The organism is Pseudomonas kairouanensis (assembly GCF_004682055.1).
Taxonomy (GTDB): Bacteria; Pseudomonadota; Gammaproteobacteria; order Pseudomonadales; family Pseudomonadaceae; genus Aquipseudomonas; species Aquipseudomonas kairouanensis.
The window spans coordinates 35,416-55,354 of the sequence record NZ_QUZU01000032.1 but is presented as its reverse complement, the minus strand read 5'-3'; the positions used below and the strand labels follow the sequence as shown (position 1 = coordinate 55,354).

Here is a 19,939-nt window from a genome sequence, read left to right as displayed (position 1 = left end):
AGAAATGCCCTACACAAACTTAATAATCTTATAACGAGTAAAAAGAGAAACAGCTGACGCTTATTAACTTCATCAGCTGTTCAACGAGTTCAAGCCTGCGGCCGCGCAGTCCCGAAAAGGCTGACGCTCAGCAACGTCTGGGCTTGAACATGCAGGCGTACCGGCGCGGTGCCACCTGGCATGACCACCGCCACTTCACCCGCTTGCACCCAGCCGGCGCGCCACGCTGCACACGCCACCGCACTGGCGCTGGTTCCGGAAGACGCCGTAGGCCCCTCGCCCCGTTCGAATACCCGCGCGATCACACGATTGGCAGACTGCCGGGCAGCCCACTGCAAATTGACCCCCGCCGCACAGGGCCGACCGCTGCCCATGGGCGGCGCAAAGGCAATCGTTTGAAGGGGGCCGAATAGCGCCGGTTCCTGCATCTGCTGGTTGTCGGGCAATGCGGTCGCCTGCTCCACCAGCGTCACGCAATGGGGGTTGCCCACCCGCACGAACTGGCTGCGTGCCCACTGGGGGTTGATCGCCGCCAGTTCGCTGACGTGGCTAAACCCAACCTGCGCTGCTTGCGCGCCTACCGCAGCGGGCCCGAACTCGGGCTTGCCCAATGCCAGCCAGAAACCCTCGGTCTGCTCATACACGGCAGGCTCGACCTGGGTGCTAACGGGCGATAACGCGTCCAGCTTGTCGTGATGCACTCGCAACTCACAGGCTTGGGTCATCAACCCCTGATCGGTAAGGGCCTGGGCAAAGATGGTCAGGCCGTTGCCGCTGCGCTCGGCCAGTGAGCCGTCGGTGTTGACGATCAGCAAGTCGAACGGTGGCTCGGCCTGGAACGGCCCCACCAGCAGGCCATCGCAACGGTGGGCCTTGGCGTCGGCCGGGCGCGGCAGCACACCCCAACTGCATTCGGAGGCGACGGCAACAGGTGCCCACGAGGCCCGATCCGCCGCTGCCAGGGTTGCACTGTGCGGCACCTCGATGCCCTGGCCGCGCAATACCTCGGGGCTGACAACCCCATAGATATTGCCCCGCGCATCATAAAAACGGGTCACGTCGCCACCTGCCAGAGAATTTTCATCAACCCAATTCGTCCCATTGCCTACAGAGTTGGTCGGCAGCGTATTACAGATCAGACCCGCTGTGGCAGTCGGCTCGCACGCTGCGCCTTGATGTGCAAGGATGTTGCGCCGGACATCGTTCTCTGAACGCAATACCAAGGATTTTTCATGACTGCCATCCCCACCTCAGCGCCCGTGGTTCCCGGGCGGCTGGAGCAAATGTCGACCCGCATCGCCTTTTTCATCGCCGGCTTCGGTATCGCCGCCTGGGCGCCCTTGGTGCCTTACGCCAAGGCGCGTGCGCAACTCAATGAGGGCACCCTTGGCCTGTTGCTGTTGTGCCTGGGGGTGGGTTCGATCATCGCGATGCCCGTGGCGGGCGCCTTGGCCTCGCGCTATGGCTGCCGCCGGGTGTTGACTGCCGGGACCATCATGATCTGCCTGGCCCTGCCGATGCTGGCCACGGTCAGTTCGATTCCGTTGCTGATTGCCGGGTTGTTCCTGTTTGGCGCCGGCCTGGGCACCGTGGACTCCACGGTTAACCTGCAAGCAGTGATCGTCGAACGTGCCAGCGGCAAAACCATGATGTCGGGTTTCCATGGGTTGTTCAGCCTGGGGGGAATTGTGGGCGCGGCAGGGGTTTCAGGTTTGCTGGGGCTGGGTTTGTCACCGCTGCAGGCGACCCTGGTGGTGATCGTGATCATGGCCGTAGCGCTGCTCAAGGCCGGACCACACCTGTTGCCGTATGGCAGTGAAAGCTCGGGCCCGGCCTTTGCGGTGCCCCACGGTGTGGTGCTGTTTATCGGTTGTTTGTGCTTTATCGTGTTTCTGGCCGAGGGTGCGGTGCTGGATTGGAGCGCGGTGTTCCTCAGCGCCGAACGCGGCCTGGATGAGGCCTACGCAGGCCTGGGTTACGCGGCCTTCGCCCTGACCATGACCGCCGGCCGCCTGACGGGCGATGCCATCGTGCGGCGCCTGGGCGCCACGCGTGTGATCGTGATCGGCGGCGCGCTGGCGACTGCCGGGATGCTGCTCACCACACTGTTCCCGGCCTGGGAAACCGCGTTGCTGGGGTATGCGCTGGTGGGTGCAGGCTGTTCGAATATCGTGCCGGTGTTGTACACCGCTGTCGGCAAGCAAAAGGTGATGCCCGAGCATATCGCGGTACCGGCCATCACCACCCTGGGCTATGCGGGCATACTCGCAGGCCCGGCCATGATCGGTTTTATCGCCCATGGCAGCAGCCTGAACACAGCGTTTGTGCTGATCGCCCTGTTGCTGGCAGGGGTGGCTATCAGTGGCAAGATCCTCAAGGTGTAAAAGCGCCAGGGCGCTACCTGGCTCGGTGCAGGTTGTACTGTTGGAGCCAGCGTTCGAGACTTTTATTGCTCAGCCACCCTTCATGCCGGGGACGACCGAACAGGCGAGCGTTATTGGCCCGCTCCAACGACCGTAGCAGCCCTGGCCGCTCAATGATGTTCTTGATCGTGTACACGCAATGCTCGCTGTACTGTTTGCGGGGCAACCCGGTGGTTGGCTCTACGATGGGCGTGCCGTTGGCGTCTGTCTCATCAGGATCGCTCATCACCGTTCTGAGCCCTGCAATTTCCACGTACTCCAACGTTTCGAAAAAGCCGACCCGATCCCGGCTCGCATCTCTCAACAGCTTGAAATGGCCCTGCAGCGCCTGAACAACCTTGGCATTGCACTGGCCATGGAAAGGGTCCTGACTAAAGGCACTGGGGGAGCTGTTACCCGGCAGCGCCGCTGCGGCTGCCCTGAGGCTGTCGCGGGTAATGAACCCCTCGAAATCGATGATCGTGTCGTTCAACAGCGGGCGCTTCAGAATCTCCCTGACCACCAGGATAATGCGATCGCGCACCTCAATCTCCCGCCAGCGCCTGCGCCGCAATGCTGCGCAGTGAAGACTGGGTCAAGCGCCCCTCCCTGAAAAAGGGATGCAGTTCGCCGAAGTTCTTGTCCAACTCATTTGCCAGTTGGCTATCCGTGGAGTGCTGGCCGGGTGGCGTGGTATTCGCACGGGCAACCGGCGCGTTCTGTAATGCCTGGTAGCGCAGCGACGACAAGGCGGCTCGACGCGCAGGGGGCTGGCGTGGCGATGCCTCCCACGAGATGCGTTGTTCATCCCGAGAGGGATAGGCGCTAGACGCCTGGGGTTCCTCCACTTGCCCTCTGACCAAGGGGTGGCCGAGGGGTGTTGCACCATTGATTTTCATACTTGATCTCCAGCCTTTTCCGAACGTGATGCCAGGGGCGCGCGCCATCGATATGTGGCGGGCCGAACGCAATAGTTCCGGGCTGCGGGTGCGGAGCAATGACAGTATGTAAACGTCGGTGGCGACGTTGCGTCAGTCAAGTTTTTGCCCAGCACACAGGGCTCTTAGCCCGAGGATGACCGTCGCCAGCGCGCCACGAATCTGCGCCAGTGAGTGGGTCTGGGTTTTCAGGCTCTGACCCGGCGCCAGCATGCCGCGAGCAAAGTCATCGGCAACCGGGGCCTGGAATCTGCGTTGGCCGGCGAAATCTTTCATTCGCTGGATTTCGCAGGCGTGGCGCAGCGGGCCCGCCTCTTTTTCACAAAAAGCCGTCGATGCGGTGTCGTAGTGCTGTGTACTGACGGACGGCTGACGAGTGTTGAGCGAAGTCGTCATAGGGTATCTCCACGGCAAGTCGCCGCCCACGGGTGACAGCGACTTGCCTGTTCAATGAAGAACTCTTGGGTGTGGGCCTATCCGCGGGACATCCGACGCAAGGTGTCCTTATGGATCCAGCCATCGCGCCCCCAATGATCTGCACCATCAAAGCTTGCCGATGTGTCGGAGCGCTTGAGAAGTTCCTGCGCGATCCAGGCAAGACGGCCATGGGCCGTGTCGCCAGCAGGCCACTTGGCCATGTCCTTCAACCTGTCGATGCTGATGTAGTCCGGGTTATCGGGATCTTTCAACGCATCGAAATGTTTTAGCATTTCAGCGGCCAATTGCTTGTCGTCCTGATACTTGTGAGGGTTTTGGCTGCTAAGCGTCATTTGGATCTTCTTGCGGTCGATCAGACCATCGAGCGCGCCGGTGGTGCTGTGCCGATCCATCGCATTGACCAACTCGGGCCGCCGCATCAATTCCCTGGCCAGGCGAATGTTCTGGTCCTGGTCGGGGTTGCCGGTCAATGGTTTGTTGGCCAAGTCTGAAATACCTTGGGTGGTGATGTACCAAGGCTGCTTCGGGTCTTTGAATGCGTCGAAATTGTTCAACAGCATTTTTGCCAGGTCATCGTTGCTCTGGCTGGAGTACCAGGGATCTGGTTTTCCATAGCACGGATCGGGTTTGCATGGCGTGGGGCGTTCAGGCGGCTTGCCAAGGCACGGATCCGGCTTGGGCCGCTCGGGTGGGCAAGGTTTAGGTGGTTTGGGCGGGCAAGGTTTCGATACCTCCGGTGGGCAGGGCTTGGGCGGTTTGGTCGTGCACGGCGGTGGCGGGCATGGGTCCGGTTTGGGCGGGCGCTGTCCACCACAAAAGCCTTTCACTGCCTGTTTGAATTGGCTGAACAGACCCGACGACCGGGTTTGCGACTCGCGTTCGCTGACCGGTGACATTTGGCCTGCGGCTGGCGTTTTTGCGGTGGACACCTGATCAGCCATTATCTTGCAGGGTTTGCTGCCACCCGCATTGAAACTGACTTGCTGAGCCGTTTGCCCTCGGGCTGCCGAGGCGCCCATCTCCTTGCCCTGGGGTTCGGATTTGAGCGGCGGTGTACGTGGAGGTGGGTTGGGTACAGGTTTATCGAGGGCGGATACCGACATATGAATCTCCAGTGCGGCGTGATCACAGGGTTCACCTGCCTATCCAACGCCTTTCCAAGCGCATGAATGCAGGCCACCTGTGTGTGGCCACCTCGTCCGATTCAGTTCCTGAACGCAACACCATCTGCCGATCACCGGGTAGGAGGCTGGATTAGCGGGCAAAAAAAATCGCAGTATTGCACTGCGATTTTTCCGCGCCGCTTGCAGGTCAGAACCCCACACTGGCCTGTACGAAGAAGGTACGTGGTTCACCCAGGTACAGCCCGGCGTTGTTATCGCTGGAACGGGTGTAGTGCTGCTGGTCAAAGACGTTCTTCACCCCTACACCGAGTTTCAAGTTGGACAGTTGCTCGCCGAAGTCATAGCCGCTGCGCACATTGACCGAGACATACCCCGGGATATCGCCGTACAGGCCATCGGCAGTGCCCTGGGTGATGTAGGTCGTGCCAGTCCCTGGCGCACGCTGGCCAGACTGGGCGTAGACGTCGAGGTTATGGGTCCAGTGGTTGATGTCGTAACGCAAGCCCAGGGTCGCCACTTTGCGGGAGTACAGTGGCAGGTCACGGCCCTTGAACGGGACGTCACCCTCGGAGGTGGCCTTGGTATAGGTGAAGCCAGCGTTGGCCGTCAGGCCGTCGAGGCGCGGGTCCAGGTTCGACAGGTCATAGTGGGCCGAGGCTTCGATACCCTCGTGCTTGGTGGCGCCGAGGTTGGTCCAGCCCACGGCGTTGCTGACGTATTGCAGCTCATCGGAGAAGTCGATGTAGAAGAACGTCAGCTCGCCGCCCCACACAGTGTCGTTGTAGCGGGTACCCACTTCGTAGGTCTTGGCTTTTTCCGGGGTCAGGCCATTGGCGGTCTGGTCACCCGAGCCGCCCTGGCCCAGCTGGAAGTATTGCAGGCTGCCAAACGAGGTCTCGTAGTTGGCGAACAGCTTCCAGGCATCGGAGAGGTGATACATCACGCTCAAGGCTGGCAGCGGTTCGTTGTTGTGCACTTCGCGGCGTTTTTCGGTGACGCGGGTGCCGGTTTGGGAAATAACCGGGCGGTCGTGCCATTCGGTGCGGATATCTTCGAAGCGGATGCCTGGGGTGATCGTCCACTTGCCGATATCGACCTTGTTGTCGATATAGAACGCGTTGGCCTCGGTGCCACCGGTGCGGTCCTGATACACATGGCCGTCGCTGAGACCGTCCGGGGTGGGGACGTTATTGATCAACCCCAGCATGGTGGCCTGCTCGTGCATGCCTTCCTTGAGGTAGCGATAACCGACGCTGACTTCCTGGGTGCTGGGGCCTATATCGAACACATGGGACACCCGTGGCTCGATGCCGAAGGTGTAGTAGGTGCGCGGGTACGAGCCGATGGTCAGCAGGTCACGGTTGGCGATATTGCTGCCACGGAAACTGTCGGAATAGTAGGTGAGCACTTCGGCCTGGGTGCGGTCGTCGATCTGGCGGATGTACTTGAAGGACACATCCTTGCGGCGGCCGCTGAAGTTGTCCCAATCACGCACCGACTGGTAAGGGTTGGCGTCGAACTGCCTCTGGGTCAGGCCGCCGGGCATGTCGGCACTGGCGTCGTAGTAATGGAAGTTCAGCGAGAAGTCGTCTTGATCGGTGGGTGCCCAGTGGGTCTTGAGGATCACGTCGTCGATATCGTTGCCGTTGTTGCTGTTGCGATAACCGTTGCCATTGACCCCGGAGTACAGCAGCGCGACGCCGATACCGTTGTCGGCGGTGCCACCGATAAATGCGTTGTCGATGTGCTTCCAGCCACCGTGGGCAGAGGTTTGCAGCGTGGTGCCGACTTCGCCGGAGAATTTCTCGGGGATGGCGCGGGTGACGAAGTTGATCACCCCGCCGACGTTTTGCGGCCCGTAGCGCACGGAACCTGCGCCACGCACCACGTCGATGCTGTCCAGGTTGCCGGCGGAAATCGGTGCCATCGACAGTTGCGGCTGGCCATAGGGCGCGAACGCAGCGGGCACGCCGTCGATAAGGACGGTGGAGCGTGGCGACAGGCGCGACGTAAGGCCACGTACGCCAACGTTGAGGGAAATGTCGCTGCCACCGGTGCCGTTGGACTCCTGCACCTGCACACCGGGTACGCGGCGCAGTACGTCGCCGACGTTCATCGCGCCCTGCTCCACCATGGTTTCCCGACGGATCACGGTGCGCGCACCGGGGTGGTTCTGCACCACTTCGGCATTGGCATCGCCGAGCCAGTCGCCGACCACCTTGATATCGGTGGCGCCCAGCTCCAGGGGCGAGCCCGCTTCACCGCTACCGCTGCTCAGCGGGCGCAGGGTCACGGAGCCCGCATCGATCTGATAATCCAGGCCGCTGCCTTGCAGCAGTTGGCGCAGGGCTTGTTCCGGCGAGAGGTTGCCGTCGACCGCAGGCGCCTGTTTGCCGGCCACCAGGTCAGGGCTGAAGAACACTTGCAGGGACGTCTGCTGGCCCAGCTGGCTCAGCGCCGCGCCCAGGGGTTGTGCCTTGATATGAATAGCGTCGGCTGCGAAGGCCAACGGCACTGCGGCATTGACGGCGAGCGCCAAGGCCAGCGGCGCCCAGCGGGAGATTTTATTGTTGTTAACGGCGAGTTTTTTCACGTCGAGCCTTGTCCTGTCATCGCAAGTGTAAGCGGCTGTTAATGCAAACCAGTTGCAGTTGCAGGGGAAGACGAAGAACTCGAAAAAAACCTGAATCTCAGCGCGAAATAATTTCCTGGCTACCATCGGGCAAGGTGCGCAAGGCCACCGGCAGGATGTGCGGCAAGGCCTTGAGCAAGGCGTCGGTGTCGTTGGCCTTGAACACACTGGTCAGGCGCAGGTTGCTGACCGCGGGCGTGCTGACCCGCAACGGATGCTCGCGATAACGCGAGACTTCCCGCGCCACTTCGCCCAGCAAGGCGTTGTTGAACACCAGCTTGCCGGTACGCCAGGCTGTCAGTTCCTCGGCGTTTACCGCATAAGGCGCCGCCACCTGGCCTTTGCTGTCCACATGGCTGCCCAGCCCCGCCGTGAGCGTCACCCCCTCGTCCGGCGAACGGCCTTGTACCTTGACGGTACCGGCCTCGACCACCACGCGAGTCTGGTCATCATCACGGCGCACATCGAAACGTGTCCCCGTGACCGTCACCTGCCCGGCCCCGGCGGCGACCACAAAGGGTTGGCTGGTGTCGTGCTCGACGCTGAACATCGCCTCGCCCTGCTTGAGTTCCACACCGCGCCGGCCGTTTTCATAGCGCACCATGACCACACTGCGGCTGTTGAGGTCCATCACCGAGCCATCGGGCAAGGCCACCTGGCGATGCTCGCCCAAACCCGTGCTGAACTCGGCACTGTAGGGCTTGGGATGATTGAGCCCACTGAACAGTCCTAACCCCAGTGCGACCGCCACCACGCTGGCTGCCACGGCATAGCGCACCACCGCACGCCGCCTGGGGCCCTGGGCCGGGGTATCGCACAACGCCTGCAAACGGGCCTTGGGCAGCAAGTCGGTGGCGTTCCACAGCCCTTGCAGCACATCGAATTCGTATTGGTGTTGGGGTTGCTCAGTGCGCCATGCCTCGAACTGCTGGCGCTCGGCGGCGCTCAGTCCGGTGTCTTGCAGGCGTACAAACCATTGCGCGGCTTCATCGCGTGCACGGCTATCCATCATGGAAGGTCCTGTTTCAAAGCGGGCATGGGTCATGGGGCCATCGCGTCCAGGCGGTCACGCAGATGCCGCAGGGTGCGGATCATATACTTTTCCACCATGTTCTTGGACAAACCCAGGCGTTCGGCGATTTCCTGCTGGGTCAGCCCTTCGATCTTCTGCCAGATGAAAATCTTGCGGCAGTTAAGCGGCAGCTCGGCCAGGGCCTGTTCGATGGAGTCCGCCAATTGGATCGCGTGCATGAAATGCTCCGGGTCGCCGCTGTGGGGCGTCTGATCAAAGGCTTCCAGCTCCATGGCCTCGCGCCGGTCCGCGCGCCGGTAGCCATCCACCGCAATGTTGCGTGCGGTCTGGTGCAGGTAGGCACGCGGTTGCTCAACAGAGGCGGACTTGGCCTCCAGCACCCGCACGAAGGTGTCGTGAGCCAGGTCTTCGGCCTGCTGACGGCTTCTGAGGCGACGGGTCCAGGTCCGGATCAACTCTTCGTAGTGCTCGAAAAAGCCTGTTCTGCGGGGCGGCTGAGGGATCATCGCGGGAGCACTGGGGAGGCGGGGCGTGAATAGTAATGCTTCCTATTAAGTCGGGCAATCGCTACCCGTCGCCCCCGTCAGTGCGCCGCCTGCTTGAGGCGGCTCAGCTTCTCGCGGCTGCCGCAGACGCTCATCTGGCACCATTTGCGCTGTTTGTTCTTGGAGATATCCAGGAACACCCAGTCGCAATCGGTGGAGCTGCAACTGCGCAGCGCCTGCAGGTCGCCAGATACCAGCAACTGCGTGGCCTCAATGGCCAGTCGCCCCAGCAACATCGCGGTCAACTCCTGGGTAGAGGTGCAGGCCTTCCAACCCCAACCGGGCGCCCCCGCAACCGAGCGCAGCACGCGCCAGGTGACGCCTTGCTGGAACCTCAGGTTGATCTGCTGCAACGCTTCATCGCCGGCCGGGCGGCGCAGCGACAGGGCATGAAACACGCCATACAGGCACTCCCTGAACGCGATAACCGCGTCCAGGTCGGGTTGGTAGGCCATAGGCGATTCGAACACCATGGCCTTGTACGCCTCGAACTCTTGAGCCGTGACCAACGAGGCATGCAGCGCCCATTCAAAGAAGAACTGGAAACTGGTGAGCCGCTCTTCAGTCACCTTGAGCGCCGTACCCGGACGCCGCCCATTGGTGGTGTTGATAAAGTCCAATACCCGGGCGCCGCCAATCAAACGTATCGACTTCGCAGTGCCCGTAAAATGTGTCATGCCGGCTCCAGGGAAAACGTGATATCCATGCGATGGCGCAGAGTACCTTGTTTTCTGGAGTGACAAACACCGTCATCCCCCGCGCAAAGACCAACGGCTAAGCCAGATCATCACGCCGTGCAATCCAATCGAGCAGCTTGCTCACCGAGTCGTCGACTGAAAGCGCCTGGGTATCCAGATGCACCTCCGGAAACACCGGCACGTCATAGCGCGAATCGATACCGGTGAAGTGCTTGATCAGCCCCGACCGCGCCTTCTTGTACAGTCCCTTGGGGTCGCGTTGTTCGGCCGTTGCCAAGGGCGCATCCACATGCACTTCAACGAAGGACTCGTTGCCGATGATAGAGCGCGCGTAATGCCGGCTCGCCGAAGACGGTGAGATCAGCGCCACGATCACGATCAGCCCCGTGTCCACCATCAGCCGCGCCACTTCGGCAACCCGGCGGATATTCTCATCGCGGTCGCTATCGCTGAACCCCAGGTCCCGGCAAAGCCCGCCGCGCACTGAGTCGCCATCGATGATGCAGGTGAACCGCCCTTGTTGCTGCAGGGCAACATCCAGGGCGTCGGCGATGGTCGACTTGCCGGAGGCAGAAATACCGGTCATCCAGATAACCAGGGGTTTCTGCTTCATCCGCGCGTGTACGGCGCCCCTGTGACTGAAGGCAAACCGGTGCAGGTGTTGCTGGGTGTTGTCCGGAAAATAGCTCATGGCCGCGCGTCCTCCACCGTTGAAGCGGGCTGTTTGCCCAACATGAATACCATCACGCACTGTGCGAACAACAACAGCGCCACCACCCAGTACACCGTGGCAAACGAGCCGGTGAGGTCCTTGGAAAACCCACCCAGGAAGTTGCCGCACACCCCACCCAGGCCGATCAATACGTTGGCAATGCCAAAGGCCTGGGTCAGGCGGCTGACCGGCACGATTTGCCCGATGTAGCTGGGGACCAGCCCGAAGATCGGGTAAAACGCCAGGGCAAACAAAAATGCCGCCAGGTAGAACAGCGGCAGGCTGTTGAAGCTGAACACCAACGTGGCCGCCAGCCCCGCGCTCAAGAAGCACATGGCCAACGAGGTGCGCACCCCGACCTTGTCCGCGATCCAGCCCACCAGGAAACCCGAGGCCATGCCCACCGCACCGATGGTGGTCCAGACAAACCCGGTGTCCTGCACCGACACGCCCAACTCGTCCCGCAGAAATGGCGCGAGGTACGTCTGGAATGGCAGCAACGCCATGCCGTTGAGAAAAGCGATGGCCCAGGTCAAATAGAGCGAACGGCTCAGCCACGGCGCAGTGCTGTCGACTGCTGTAGAGCGCTCGCCGGCAAACCCGGTGTCCTGTCCCGACGCCAGGTTGCGCAGCAGAAACCACGCCACCACGCACAGCGCCACCGATATCAGGCCGGCGGTCAGCCAGATCGAGCGCCAGCCGCCATGCAAGGTCAGGAACGACACCAGCAAGCCATTGATGAATACGCCATAGCTGGTGCCACTGGAAATCAGCCCCATGACCCGCGAGCGATTGCCTGGGCTGAAGCTCTTGGTGACGATCTCCGCCAGCGGGATGTACACCGACGCCGAACAGCCACCGAGCAGAATCAGCAACGCCCCGGACAACCCGATGCTGTCGCTGACACTCAACCCCAGCAGCGCCAGGGACGTCAGCACCGTGGACACCAGGCTGATCTTCCAGCCCTCGAAAAAGCGGCTGATATAGCTGGTCACCGATGAAAACAACAAAAAGCCGATCTGCGCACCGCCGGTGATCAAGCCCACCGTGGTGTAGTCAAAGCCGATGTCGCGGCGCATGTCCACCACCAGGTTGGCGAACAGGTAGACCCCGAAGCCATAGGTACTGGCCACAAAGCCGGTCAACACCACTGCCAGCACGACGCTGTCCAAGGTGCGCGGGGTGCTCTGTACGAGTGTGCTCATGCTGCCCCCCTTACACCGCGCGTGCGGTGTGGATGACGAAATCGCAATGCATCAGGTCGTAGTCACGGCGGAAGTCACCGTAACTCTCATGCACCGAAAACCCGGACGCCAGCACCTCGGTGGCCAATTCCCCCGGCAACAGCGGGTAGACCTTGAGCCGGTACTGCTGGGCGTTATCAAAGGTGTAGATGAACTCGCACAGGTGCTCATCGACCTGGCCCAGGCTGACCGAAGCGTGGGTGCCGCAATAATAGTAATTGCCGCTGGCCTTGAAGTGCCCTGCACGAATGGCCAGGAAGTTGCGCTGATCGACAATCAACAAGCCACCGGGCTTGAGCAAGGCCCGGAACCTTTCCAGCACGTTCAGGCGATCATGGGCGGCGAAGACGTGGCACAACGAACTGCCCAGGCACACCAGTGCATCGAATTGCCCCAGGTCCTGCGGGTCGAGGGACAGCCAGTCGCGGTAATGGGATTGGATCTCCAGGCCATGGGCGCGGAAGTTCGCCCGCGCCTTGGTCAACATGGTGCTGCTGCCGTCCGTGGCCACCACGTCAAAGCCCGCCTGCTTGAGCTGCACGGCATGGAAGCCACTGCCGGTCGATACGTCGATCACCGATTGCACGCCATGCTCGCGCAACAGCTTCTCAAAGAAGCCGCCCTCCCCGGCCTTGCGTTTTTCCCAGTCGATCAACTCGTCCCAACGCTCGACAAAATCGGCCGAATATTGCGCTGAGTAACTGGCGACCTCGTTGTGCTGTTGCGCTGACATTGGATTCATCACACACCTACCAGGTTGAGTTTTTGAAAGACCGGTACTTGCTCGCCAGCTCACGGGCAAAATCGGCGGACTGCTCAATCGACATCGTGTTTTTGCAATAGCCCAGCAGCGTGTTCATCACGGCCATGCACTGGGGGTTGAACGTGACGGAACCATCGCAGTGGATCTCGTCGATACCGTCCTGGCTCTGGCAGATCGTGTTGATCCGCACCGCTTCGTCCTGCGGGCAGGCATCCGAGAATTGCACCTCTACCTGCCCGTCGTGCAGCCACACCGGGTAACCGCCCGGCAACCCCAGCGGGCCCGGCGCATGCACCAGCACCGGCGTGGGTGAGCACAACCCCTCGATCACCGTGACCGCCGAGCAGGCGGTGAGGAACTGCCCATCAACGCCGCCCAACCGACGAAACTCGGTCTTCACTGTGGAGAAAATCGCCTCCGCTGGCAGGCGTGGCACCTGCGGCCGGTTGCGCACCTCGTACAACAAGCGATAGCTGGCACGGGGCGGCAAGCCAGCGCGTGGCACGTAGTGGCTGAAATAGTGCTGGGCGTACAGGCGTACCTGCACATCACCAGGCGGGCATTCCAACAGCCGGGCGATGGCAAACCGTACCGCCGGGATCAGGTTGGCCACATTGCCCACGCCGATATCCGGCGCCAGCCCGACCCTGGCCAGGATTGGGTTGACCGCATCCGGGAACGCCGCATTGACAGTCTTGGCCTTGATCCCCGAGGCCTTTACTGCCTGCATCAGGTCATGCATCAGTGTCAGGTGCATCGGCAGCCACGGGCCAAACTGGGCCTGGTCGAGTTGCTCAAAGGTCAGCTTGGGCAACCCGGTGATCACCCGCCAGGACTGCAACGACGCGCAGTTCACCAGGATATCCGGTGCCTCTTCGCGCAGCAGCCGCGTGACTTTGCCGATGTCTGCAAGGTCGGCAATCACCGGTTTGATCGCGATGTAGTGCCCCAACTGGGCACACGCCAGCGTCACCAGATTGCACAAGCGCAGGGTCGACTCTTCATTACGGCCCATCACCACGAACTCGAATTCGTTCTTGGGCCCAAGGATCTTCAGGATCTGCAGGCACAGGTTGCCCGCCCCCACCAGCAGCAGTTTTTTCTTGCCCGTCACCTGGCTCACCGTGGGTAGGCTCCGTTGTCCACCGGGATGACCCTGCCGGTCATATGCCGCAGGGCATCGCCCACCAGCAGCAGGATCACTTCGGCCACACCGCTGGGCCGGATCGGGTCCTTGAGAACTTCCTGGCGGGCATACTCGTCACGGCGGTACGTGGGGATTCTGTCGTAGATGGCGGTGTCATGGATCAGCGCCGGGGACACCGCGTTTACCCGCACAAACGGCGCGAAGTTCCAGGCATTGGCCTTGGTCAGGCCGATCACCGCCGCCTTGGTCGCCCCATACAGCGCGTCACAACTGCCCACCTCGCCCGCCACCGAGGCGATATTGACGATGCTGCGCGGGGCTTCGTTGGCCATTTCCCGTTCGGCAAAATCCTTGGAGAGATAGACCAGCGCCTTGAGGTTCACATTGAGGATTTCATCGATTTCCTCTTCGCTGTAGGCGTAGACACTTTTGCCGTGGTAAATCCCGGCGTTATTGACCAACCCATAAATAGTGGCGTGGCGCTCGTAGAGTGAAGGGATAAACCCCTTGATCACCGCATTGTCGGCAAAGTCGACTACATGGGTTTCCAACACATCAACGCCATAACGGTTTTGCAGCAACTTCAAGCCATCGACATCTTTGTCGGCCGCGATCACAAAGTAGCCGTCTTCAATGGCCTTTTCCAAGGTAGCCCGGCCAATACCGTTGGCCGCCCCGGTAATAATCAACTTGTTCATGCAAATTTCCTTATTGGCAAAATTCATTCATGCGCGCGTAGAACGTCCGATGATATTCATACATCGCCTTTAACTTTGGGTATTGATCAAACACTTCCCTCTCCAGCGTCGAATTGTCCGGCCACACAATCCGCTCACTGTTTTCTGCGGCCACATGCCAACTTCGCCAGGTTTTCCACTGTGGCGGACATTCACGTTTCCACGTCATGGCATGGGGTAGAAATTCAATCTGCAAGTGCTCGCATAAATTGCCAATCACCCGTTCCGGGTCGGCAGCGAGGTCATCGGCATTAATGACATAAGGTACTTTGCCGATCAGTTTGGTCACCACGCAAAATATCTCGTACAAGGCTTTATGCCCAATCGCCTGCAACGGCATATCGGGGTGCACCCGGTGATGGGAAACAATGCTGCTGGCCGGCTCGCGAATAATAAATATGTTTTCCTGTTGGGCCAGGAAGCCAAGATCAACTTTCAAGTCATCCAGGCAGTGGTAGCACATGTCTTTGTGAAACACATGGCTACGCGCTTGTGCCTGGATAAGTTGCTCTTTTATTGCTGCATAGGTGGTGGGCAACGTGTGATCCCACTCATCGGAAGGAATTGCCGAGTCCGCTGAAAAAGCCATATGGGCAAACGGCTCGTGGAACACCTCAAAATCGCCGCGCTCGATAAACACCCGCTCCAGCACGGTGGAGCGTGAGCGCGGATGCGCCCATAAGCCAACCATCTTGTTCATGCGACCACCCCGTATTCAGCGGCCAGGATGGCGTTGAGCGACAGCTTGAACGGCTTGGCCGGGCAGAGCCGCACGCAGTAGTCGGCCAGGCGCCGGTGCGCGCTGTTGGCTTCGTTGCAGGCATTGAGAAATGCCTCATGGTTGCCGAAGTCATAGGGTTCGATGCTGTCGAGAAAGTAGGCGTCGCAGAAATAGGCAATGCGCAACAGCTTGGCGAACGTCGCCGGCGGCGGCTGCAGCGGTTCGCTGGCGGGCAGCACCGGCTTGCCACGGCTCTCGCGCTCTACCAGGAACTCCACCACGTCCGGCGTCAACGTGTAGCAGGTGCTGGTCAGCCCGGTTTTTTCCAGGTGCCAGCAGTGTTTGTTGCCCCGCTCGTCCACGTCGATCTTGATGCTCGACAGCAGGGTCTTGACCGGCACCGTCGACGCCGCGACCAGGGCCTGGACCTGCTCGTAGATCAGCAGTTCGGCCCAGCGCAGGTCATCCGGCTCCAACGCCAGCCCGCGCTCGGCGGCTTGCAAGGCGAACTCGGGCTGGCAGGCAAAGCGTCCGATCATGAACGTAATCACGTATTTGCAGTGCCGGGTATCGATACCGTTGCTGTGCGCCGTCGAAAGGCCCCGCTCTATCGCCTGCAGACCGGCCTGGAACTGCGAGACGGTGAAGCAAAAGGTGATGTTCACCGAGCCACCCTGGGCCACCAGGCACTCGACCGTGTCCAGCCCTTCGAGGCTGCCGGGCACTTTCACCATCACATTCGGCGCCAGTTGGTGCAGCTCCAGCCCACGGGCGGTCATGCGTTCGGTGCAGCGCACGTCCACCGGCTCGACCTGGGCCGAGATCCAGCCTTGGGCCTGAGCCGATTGCACCCACAGCGGCTGAAGCGCCGCAGCGCCCTCGGCGATCACCTCGTTGTAGAGCTTCTTGCGCAAGGCCTGGGGGGACAAGCTGGCCAGGTTGAAACGCGACGACCAATACTCGCGTTTATCGAGGACAGCGGCCGTCACCAGCCGAGGGTTGGTGGTCACGCTGCTGAAGCCGGTGTGCGGGGTAAACGCATCGGGCATCAACTGCTCAATGTGCGCAGCGGCGGCCGGGTACTTGTCCAGCAAGTGTTGTTTAAACGGCGCGTAGACAACGGGCGATGAGTCCCACCACACTTCTGAAGATGGATCATTGCGTTTAAGTCGTTCCAGATAACCCAGTGTGCTCATCACATCCCCTCCCTGAGTAATTGTTCAATCAATGATGCTCAGTAATTCACGCATATCGGCAAATGGCAGGGCCCCGGCGTCGGCCAACTTGCTATGCCGACCCGTTGGACCAAACCCCAACACGCTTATATTGGCGGCCACCGCCGCTTGAATACCGCAGACACTGTCTTCAATAACCAGCGCATCCTCTACGGCCACATCAAACGCCTGGCACGCGGTTAAAAACACCATAGGATCGGGTTTCCAACGGCCCAACTCATAACAACTGAATATTCGGCCTTCGAAGTACTCAAGCAGGCCCGTCAGGCGCAAACATTGTTCTATCTTGTGACGTGGCGCACTGGAGGCCACGCAATAAGGAACTTTCAATCCTTTCAATACGTCGATTATTCCGTCCGTGGCCATCAACTCACGCGCCAAGGCTTGCAGTGCCTGTTCGCGAAACGTGACTTCAAACTGACTGTGCAAACGAACGTTCAATAACTGTTCGGCTTCTTGCAAACACTCGGCAATCTTTCGACCGCGAAAGTGCTCAATAAAATACTGAACATCAAGCAGTGTCTCTTCAGAGGCATAAACATTGAGCAGGGAAATCAATACCGACAGGCTGATCTCTTCGCTTTGGACTAAAACGCCGTCGCAATCGAAGATCACTAACTTGGGCGCTCTTTTAGTTAAAGAAGCTGCCGCCTGTTCTGGTAGTTCCCCTATCGCTGCCAATTGATACATGGGCATCTCGTATAGGTGACTCCGCGATGACTTCCGAACTACCAACGGAGCGGGTTGAGGTGTGCCTATAAGACACGGGGCTAAAAATCCTGTCAAACGCTTTTCATCGGTTTTTTAGTATCTTGTAGTTATTTTTTATTCTTCTTTTATTCCATTTTTCACCATGGTTGTAGTCGCTAAAATCACACCGGTGAACTTCCTTTGCCCGGCGTCAGTCAGCTGCTTGAACTCACGAATTCAAGATCGGGTGGGCAATGCACATTTCGTTGGAGCAGCAAGTAGCCTTGGTGACAGGCGCCAGTTCCGGAATCGGTGCCGGGGCGGCCAAGGCTCTGGCACGGGCCGGAGCGGCTGTTGTACTCAATTACAACGCCCAGGCGCAGCCCGCCCGGACGCTGGCGGCGCAGATCAATGCCGAGGGCGGTCGGGCCATTGCAATAGGCGCCGACGTCTCTAAAGAAGAGGAGGTAGAACGCCTGTTCGCACAGACCCTGGAAGCCTTCGGCCACCTGGACATCCTGGTGGCCAATTCCGGCCTGCAGAAAGACGCCAACCTGGTGGACATGAGCCTCGACGACTGGAACACGGTGATCGGCGTCAACCTCACCGGCCAGTTCCTGTGTGCCCGCGCGGCGGTGCGTATCTTCAGTCGCCAGGGTGTACGGGACGGCGTGTCACGGGCGGCCGGAAAAATCATCCACATGAGCTCGGTGCACCAACTGATCCCCTGGGCCGGGCATGTGAATTACGCCGCGTCCAAAGGGGGCGTGGAAATGCTCATGCGCACCCTCGCCCAGGAGGTCAGCGAACAACGCATCCGCATCAACGGGATCGCACCCGGCGCGATTCGCACGGCAATCAACCGTGCTGCCACTGAGGGCGCTGCTGAGGCGCAATTATTGAAGCTGATCCCCTACGGCCGCGTCGGCGATGTGGAAGACGTGGCCAACGCCGTGGTGTGGCTGGCCAGCGATGCCTCCGACTATGTGGTGGGCAGCACCCTGTTCATTGATGGCGGCATGAGCCTTTATCCGGAGTTTCGTGGCAATGGTTGATTTGAAAAACGAGCAACAAAGCCCCATCGATGCTCACGGCATCATTGGCGATATGCGCAGTGCGGCACTGGTGAACGATAAAGGCAGCATCGACTTCTTCTGCTGGCCCGAATTCGACAGCCCTTCTGTCTTCTGCTCTTTGCTGGACACGCCCGATGCCGGGATCTTCCAACTCACCCCAGACCTGCCCAACGCCCGCCGCGAGCAGATCTACCTGCCCGACACCAACGTGCTGCAAACCCGCTGGCTCAGTGATGAAGCCGTGGTGGAGATCACCGACCTGCTCACCATCAGCGAAGAAATCGATGACCTGCCGTTGCTGATTCGCCGCGTGCGGGTGGTCAGCGGCAAGGCAGAGATCCACCTGCGTTGCGCCGTGCGCCATGATTACGCGCGCGCGCCCACCCAGGCCACGATCGATAGCGGCACGGTGTGTTTCAACGCCGACGACCAGCCTGGCCTGCGCTTGTCCAGCAGCCATCCGCTGCAGATCAAGGACAACGCCGCCGTGGCACGCTTTACGCTGAACCAGGAGGAAGGCGCCGAGTTCGTGCTGGGCGGCCAGGATGACGAACGCGTCGACAGCAGTTGTACCGACCTGGCGCTGGCCCACACCTTGAAGTTCTGGCGCGGCTGGATCGCGCAGTCGAACTACCGTGGGCGCTGGCGTGAGATGGTCAACCGCTCGGCCCTGGCCTTGAAGCTTTTGACCTCGCGCAAACACGGCGCAATCATCGCCGCCGCCACCTTCGGCCTGCCGGAGACGCCGGGCGGCGAACGCAACTGGGATTACCGCTACACCTGGATCCGCGATGCGTCGTTCACCGTGTATGCCTTTATGCGCCTGGGCTTTATCGAAGAAGCCAATGCCTACATGCGCTGGCTCAAGGGGCGGGTCAGCGACTGCTGTGGGCAGGCGACCAAAATCAACATCCTCTATGGCATCGATGGCCGCCAAGAGTTGCCGGAAACCGAGCTCGACCACTTTACCGGCCACGGCGGCGCCAGGCCGGTGCGCATCGGCAACGAGGCATTCGACCAGATCCAGCTGGATATCTATGGCGAGTTGATGGACGCGGTGTACCTGGTGAACAAGTACGGTGAAGCCATCTCCCATGAGGGTTGGAAACACACCGTGGAAGTGGCCGACCAGGTCTGCGAAATCTGGAACACCCAGGACGTTGGCATCTGGGAAATGCGCGGCGAGCAACATCACTTCCTGCATTCGCGCCTGATGTGCTGGGTGGCGCTGGACCGGGCGATCCGCCTGGCGTCCAAGCGATCGCTGCCGGCGCCCTTCGCCCGTTGGGACCAGACCCGCCAAGCCATCTATGCCGATATCTGGAGCAACTTCTGGAACGAGGAGCGCGGGCACTTTGTGCAGCACACCGCCAGCACGGCCCTGGACGGCTCGATGCTGTTGATGCCGTTGGTACGCTTCGTCGCCGCCACCGACCCACGTTGGCTCTCCACGTTAGAAGCCATCCAGAAAAGCCTGGTGCGCGACGGCATGGTCTATCGCTACCGCAACGACGACAGCCAGATCGACGGCCTGCAAGGCACTGAAGGCGCGTTTACCGCCTGTTCGTTCTGGTACGTGGAATGCCTGGCCCGCGCAGGCCAGGTGGACAAAGCCCACCTGGAATTCGAACAACTGCTGCGCTACGCCAACCCGCTGGGCTTGTACGCCGAAGAGTTCGACAGCCAGGCCCGGCATTTGGGTAATACACCGCAGGCGTTGAGCCATTTGGCGTTGATCAGCGCGGCCACCTTTCTGGACCGCAAGCTCAGTGGGGAGAAGACGACCTGGCAACCCTAGTGCACA

The 19,939-nt window shown here is 60.5% G+C and carries 20 protein-coding genes; 3 read left to right on the top strand and 17 right to left on the bottom strand.

Translation table 11 applies throughout. The annotated features are described in order from the left end of the window. Positions 1–89 precede the first annotated feature (89 nt). On the bottom strand, positions 90–1,058 hold the full coding sequence (locus DYL59_RS22165; protein WP_135291095.1) for a diaminopimelate epimerase: 969 nt from the start codon (positions 1,056–1,058) through the stop codon (positions 90–92). A gap of 174 nt (positions 1,059–1,232) precedes the next feature. Between DYL59_RS22165 and DYL59_RS22160 the strand changes: the two genes are divergently transcribed. Further along, on the top strand, positions 1,233–2,384 hold the full coding sequence (locus DYL59_RS22160) for an MFS transporter (protein ID WP_135291094.1): 1,152 nt from the start codon (positions 1,233–1,235) through the stop codon (positions 2,382–2,384). A 13-nt stretch (positions 2,385–2,397) separates the two neighbouring features. Here the strand turns inward: DYL59_RS22160 and DYL59_RS22155 are convergent, their stop codons facing one another. From DYL59_RS22155 to DYL59_RS22080, 16 genes are all read right to left on the bottom strand, one after another. Then, positions 2,398–2,946: a type III secretion effector protein gene (locus DYL59_RS22155; RefSeq protein ID WP_135291093.1), complete on the bottom strand. Its 549-nt coding sequence runs from the start codon at positions 2,944–2,946 to the stop codon at positions 2,398–2,400. 1 nt (position 2,947) lies between these two features. Further along, positions 2,948–3,301 carry a hypothetical protein gene (locus DYL59_RS22150; protein ID WP_135291092.1) on the bottom strand — a complete coding sequence of 118 codons (354 nt, stop codon included), beginning with the start codon at positions 3,299–3,301 and terminating at the stop codon, positions 2,948–2,950. Between the two features lie 132 nt (positions 3,302–3,433). Continuing rightward, positions 3,434–3,736 carry a hypothetical protein gene (locus DYL59_RS31780; protein ID WP_238340762.1) on the bottom strand — a complete coding sequence of 101 codons (303 nt, stop codon included), beginning with the start codon at positions 3,734–3,736 and terminating at the stop codon, positions 3,434–3,436. Positions 3,737–3,813: 77 nt separating this feature from the next. Further along, complete coding sequence (locus DYL59_RS31525; protein ID WP_193557576.1) at positions 3,814–4,881, bottom strand: hypothetical protein; 1,068 nt, start codon at positions 4,879–4,881, stop codon at positions 3,814–3,816. A 208-nt stretch (positions 4,882–5,089) separates the two neighbouring features. After that, positions 5,090–7,495, bottom strand: a complete 2,406-nt coding sequence (locus DYL59_RS22135) for a TonB-dependent siderophore receptor (protein ID WP_135291091.1) — start codon at positions 7,493–7,495, stop codon at positions 5,090–5,092. A gap of 97 nt (positions 7,496–7,592) precedes the next feature. Beyond that, on the bottom strand, positions 7,593–8,546 hold the full coding sequence (locus DYL59_RS22130; protein ID WP_135291090.1) for a FecR family protein: 954 nt from the start codon (positions 8,544–8,546) through the stop codon (positions 7,593–7,595). Between the two features lie 29 nt (positions 8,547–8,575). Continuing rightward, complete coding sequence (locus DYL59_RS22125) at positions 8,576–9,073, bottom strand: sigma-70 family RNA polymerase sigma factor (RefSeq protein ID WP_135291089.1); 498 nt, start codon at positions 9,071–9,073, stop codon at positions 8,576–8,578. 77 nt (positions 9,074–9,150) lie between these two features. Then, positions 9,151–9,789, bottom strand: coding sequence for a CGNR zinc finger domain-containing protein (locus tag DYL59_RS22120; protein WP_135291088.1), 639 nt, complete (start codon positions 9,787–9,789; stop codon positions 9,151–9,153). A gap of 97 nt (positions 9,790–9,886) precedes the next feature. Then, positions 9,887–10,501, bottom strand: coding sequence for an adenylyl-sulfate kinase (gene cysC, locus DYL59_RS22115; protein WP_135291087.1), 615 nt, complete (start codon positions 10,499–10,501; stop codon positions 9,887–9,889). Next, complete coding sequence (locus DYL59_RS22110) at positions 10,498–11,727, bottom strand: MFS transporter (protein WP_135291086.1); 1,230 nt, start codon at positions 11,725–11,727, stop codon at positions 10,498–10,500. Before DYL59_RS22110 ends, cysC begins: the two co-directional genes overlap by 4 nt. Before the next feature lie 10 nt (positions 11,728–11,737). Beyond that, complete coding sequence (locus tag DYL59_RS22105; protein WP_135291085.1) at positions 11,738–12,508, bottom strand: class I SAM-dependent methyltransferase; 771 nt, start codon at positions 12,506–12,508, stop codon at positions 11,738–11,740. A gap of 7 nt (positions 12,509–12,515) precedes the next feature. Next, a complete protein-coding gene (locus DYL59_RS22100; protein ID WP_135291084.1) occupies positions 12,516–13,652 on the bottom strand; it encodes a Rossmann-fold NAD(P)-binding domain-containing protein in 1,137 nt (378 codons plus the stop codon). Beyond that, positions 13,649–14,374, bottom strand: coding sequence for an SDR family NAD(P)-dependent oxidoreductase (locus DYL59_RS22095; RefSeq protein ID WP_135291083.1), 726 nt, complete (start codon positions 14,372–14,374; stop codon positions 13,649–13,651). The genes DYL59_RS22100 and DYL59_RS22095 overlap by 4 nt, the downstream gene beginning before the upstream one ends. Before the next feature lie 10 nt (positions 14,375–14,384). Further along, positions 14,385–15,113, bottom strand: a complete 729-nt coding sequence (locus tag DYL59_RS22090; protein WP_135291082.1) for a sulfotransferase-like domain-containing protein — start codon at positions 15,111–15,113, stop codon at positions 14,385–14,387. Next, positions 15,110–16,330 (bottom strand): transaldolase family protein, encoded by a 1,221-nt coding sequence (locus DYL59_RS22085; RefSeq protein ID WP_135291081.1) that lies wholly within the window; start codon positions 16,328–16,330, stop codon positions 15,110–15,112. Before DYL59_RS22085 ends, DYL59_RS22090 begins: the two co-directional genes overlap by 4 nt. Positions 16,331–16,354: 24 nt before the next feature. Next, on the bottom strand, positions 16,355–17,059 hold the full coding sequence (locus DYL59_RS22080) for an HAD family hydrolase (RefSeq protein ID WP_135291080.1): 705 nt from the start codon (positions 17,057–17,059) through the stop codon (positions 16,355–16,357). Between the two features lie 254 nt (positions 17,060–17,313). Between DYL59_RS22080 and DYL59_RS22075 the strand changes: the two genes are divergently transcribed. Both DYL59_RS22075 and DYL59_RS22070 read left to right on the top strand, forming a co-directional pair. Further along, on the top strand, positions 17,314–18,114 hold the full coding sequence (locus tag DYL59_RS22075; RefSeq protein ID WP_135291079.1) for a glucose 1-dehydrogenase: 801 nt from the start codon (positions 17,314–17,316) through the stop codon (positions 18,112–18,114). Then, positions 18,107–19,933: a glycoside hydrolase family 15 protein gene (locus DYL59_RS22070; protein WP_135291078.1), complete on the top strand. Its 1,827-nt coding sequence runs from the start codon at positions 18,107–18,109 to the stop codon at positions 19,931–19,933. The genes DYL59_RS22075 and DYL59_RS22070 overlap by 8 nt, the downstream gene beginning before the upstream one ends. The last annotated feature ends 6 nt before the right edge of the window (positions 19,934–19,939 follow it).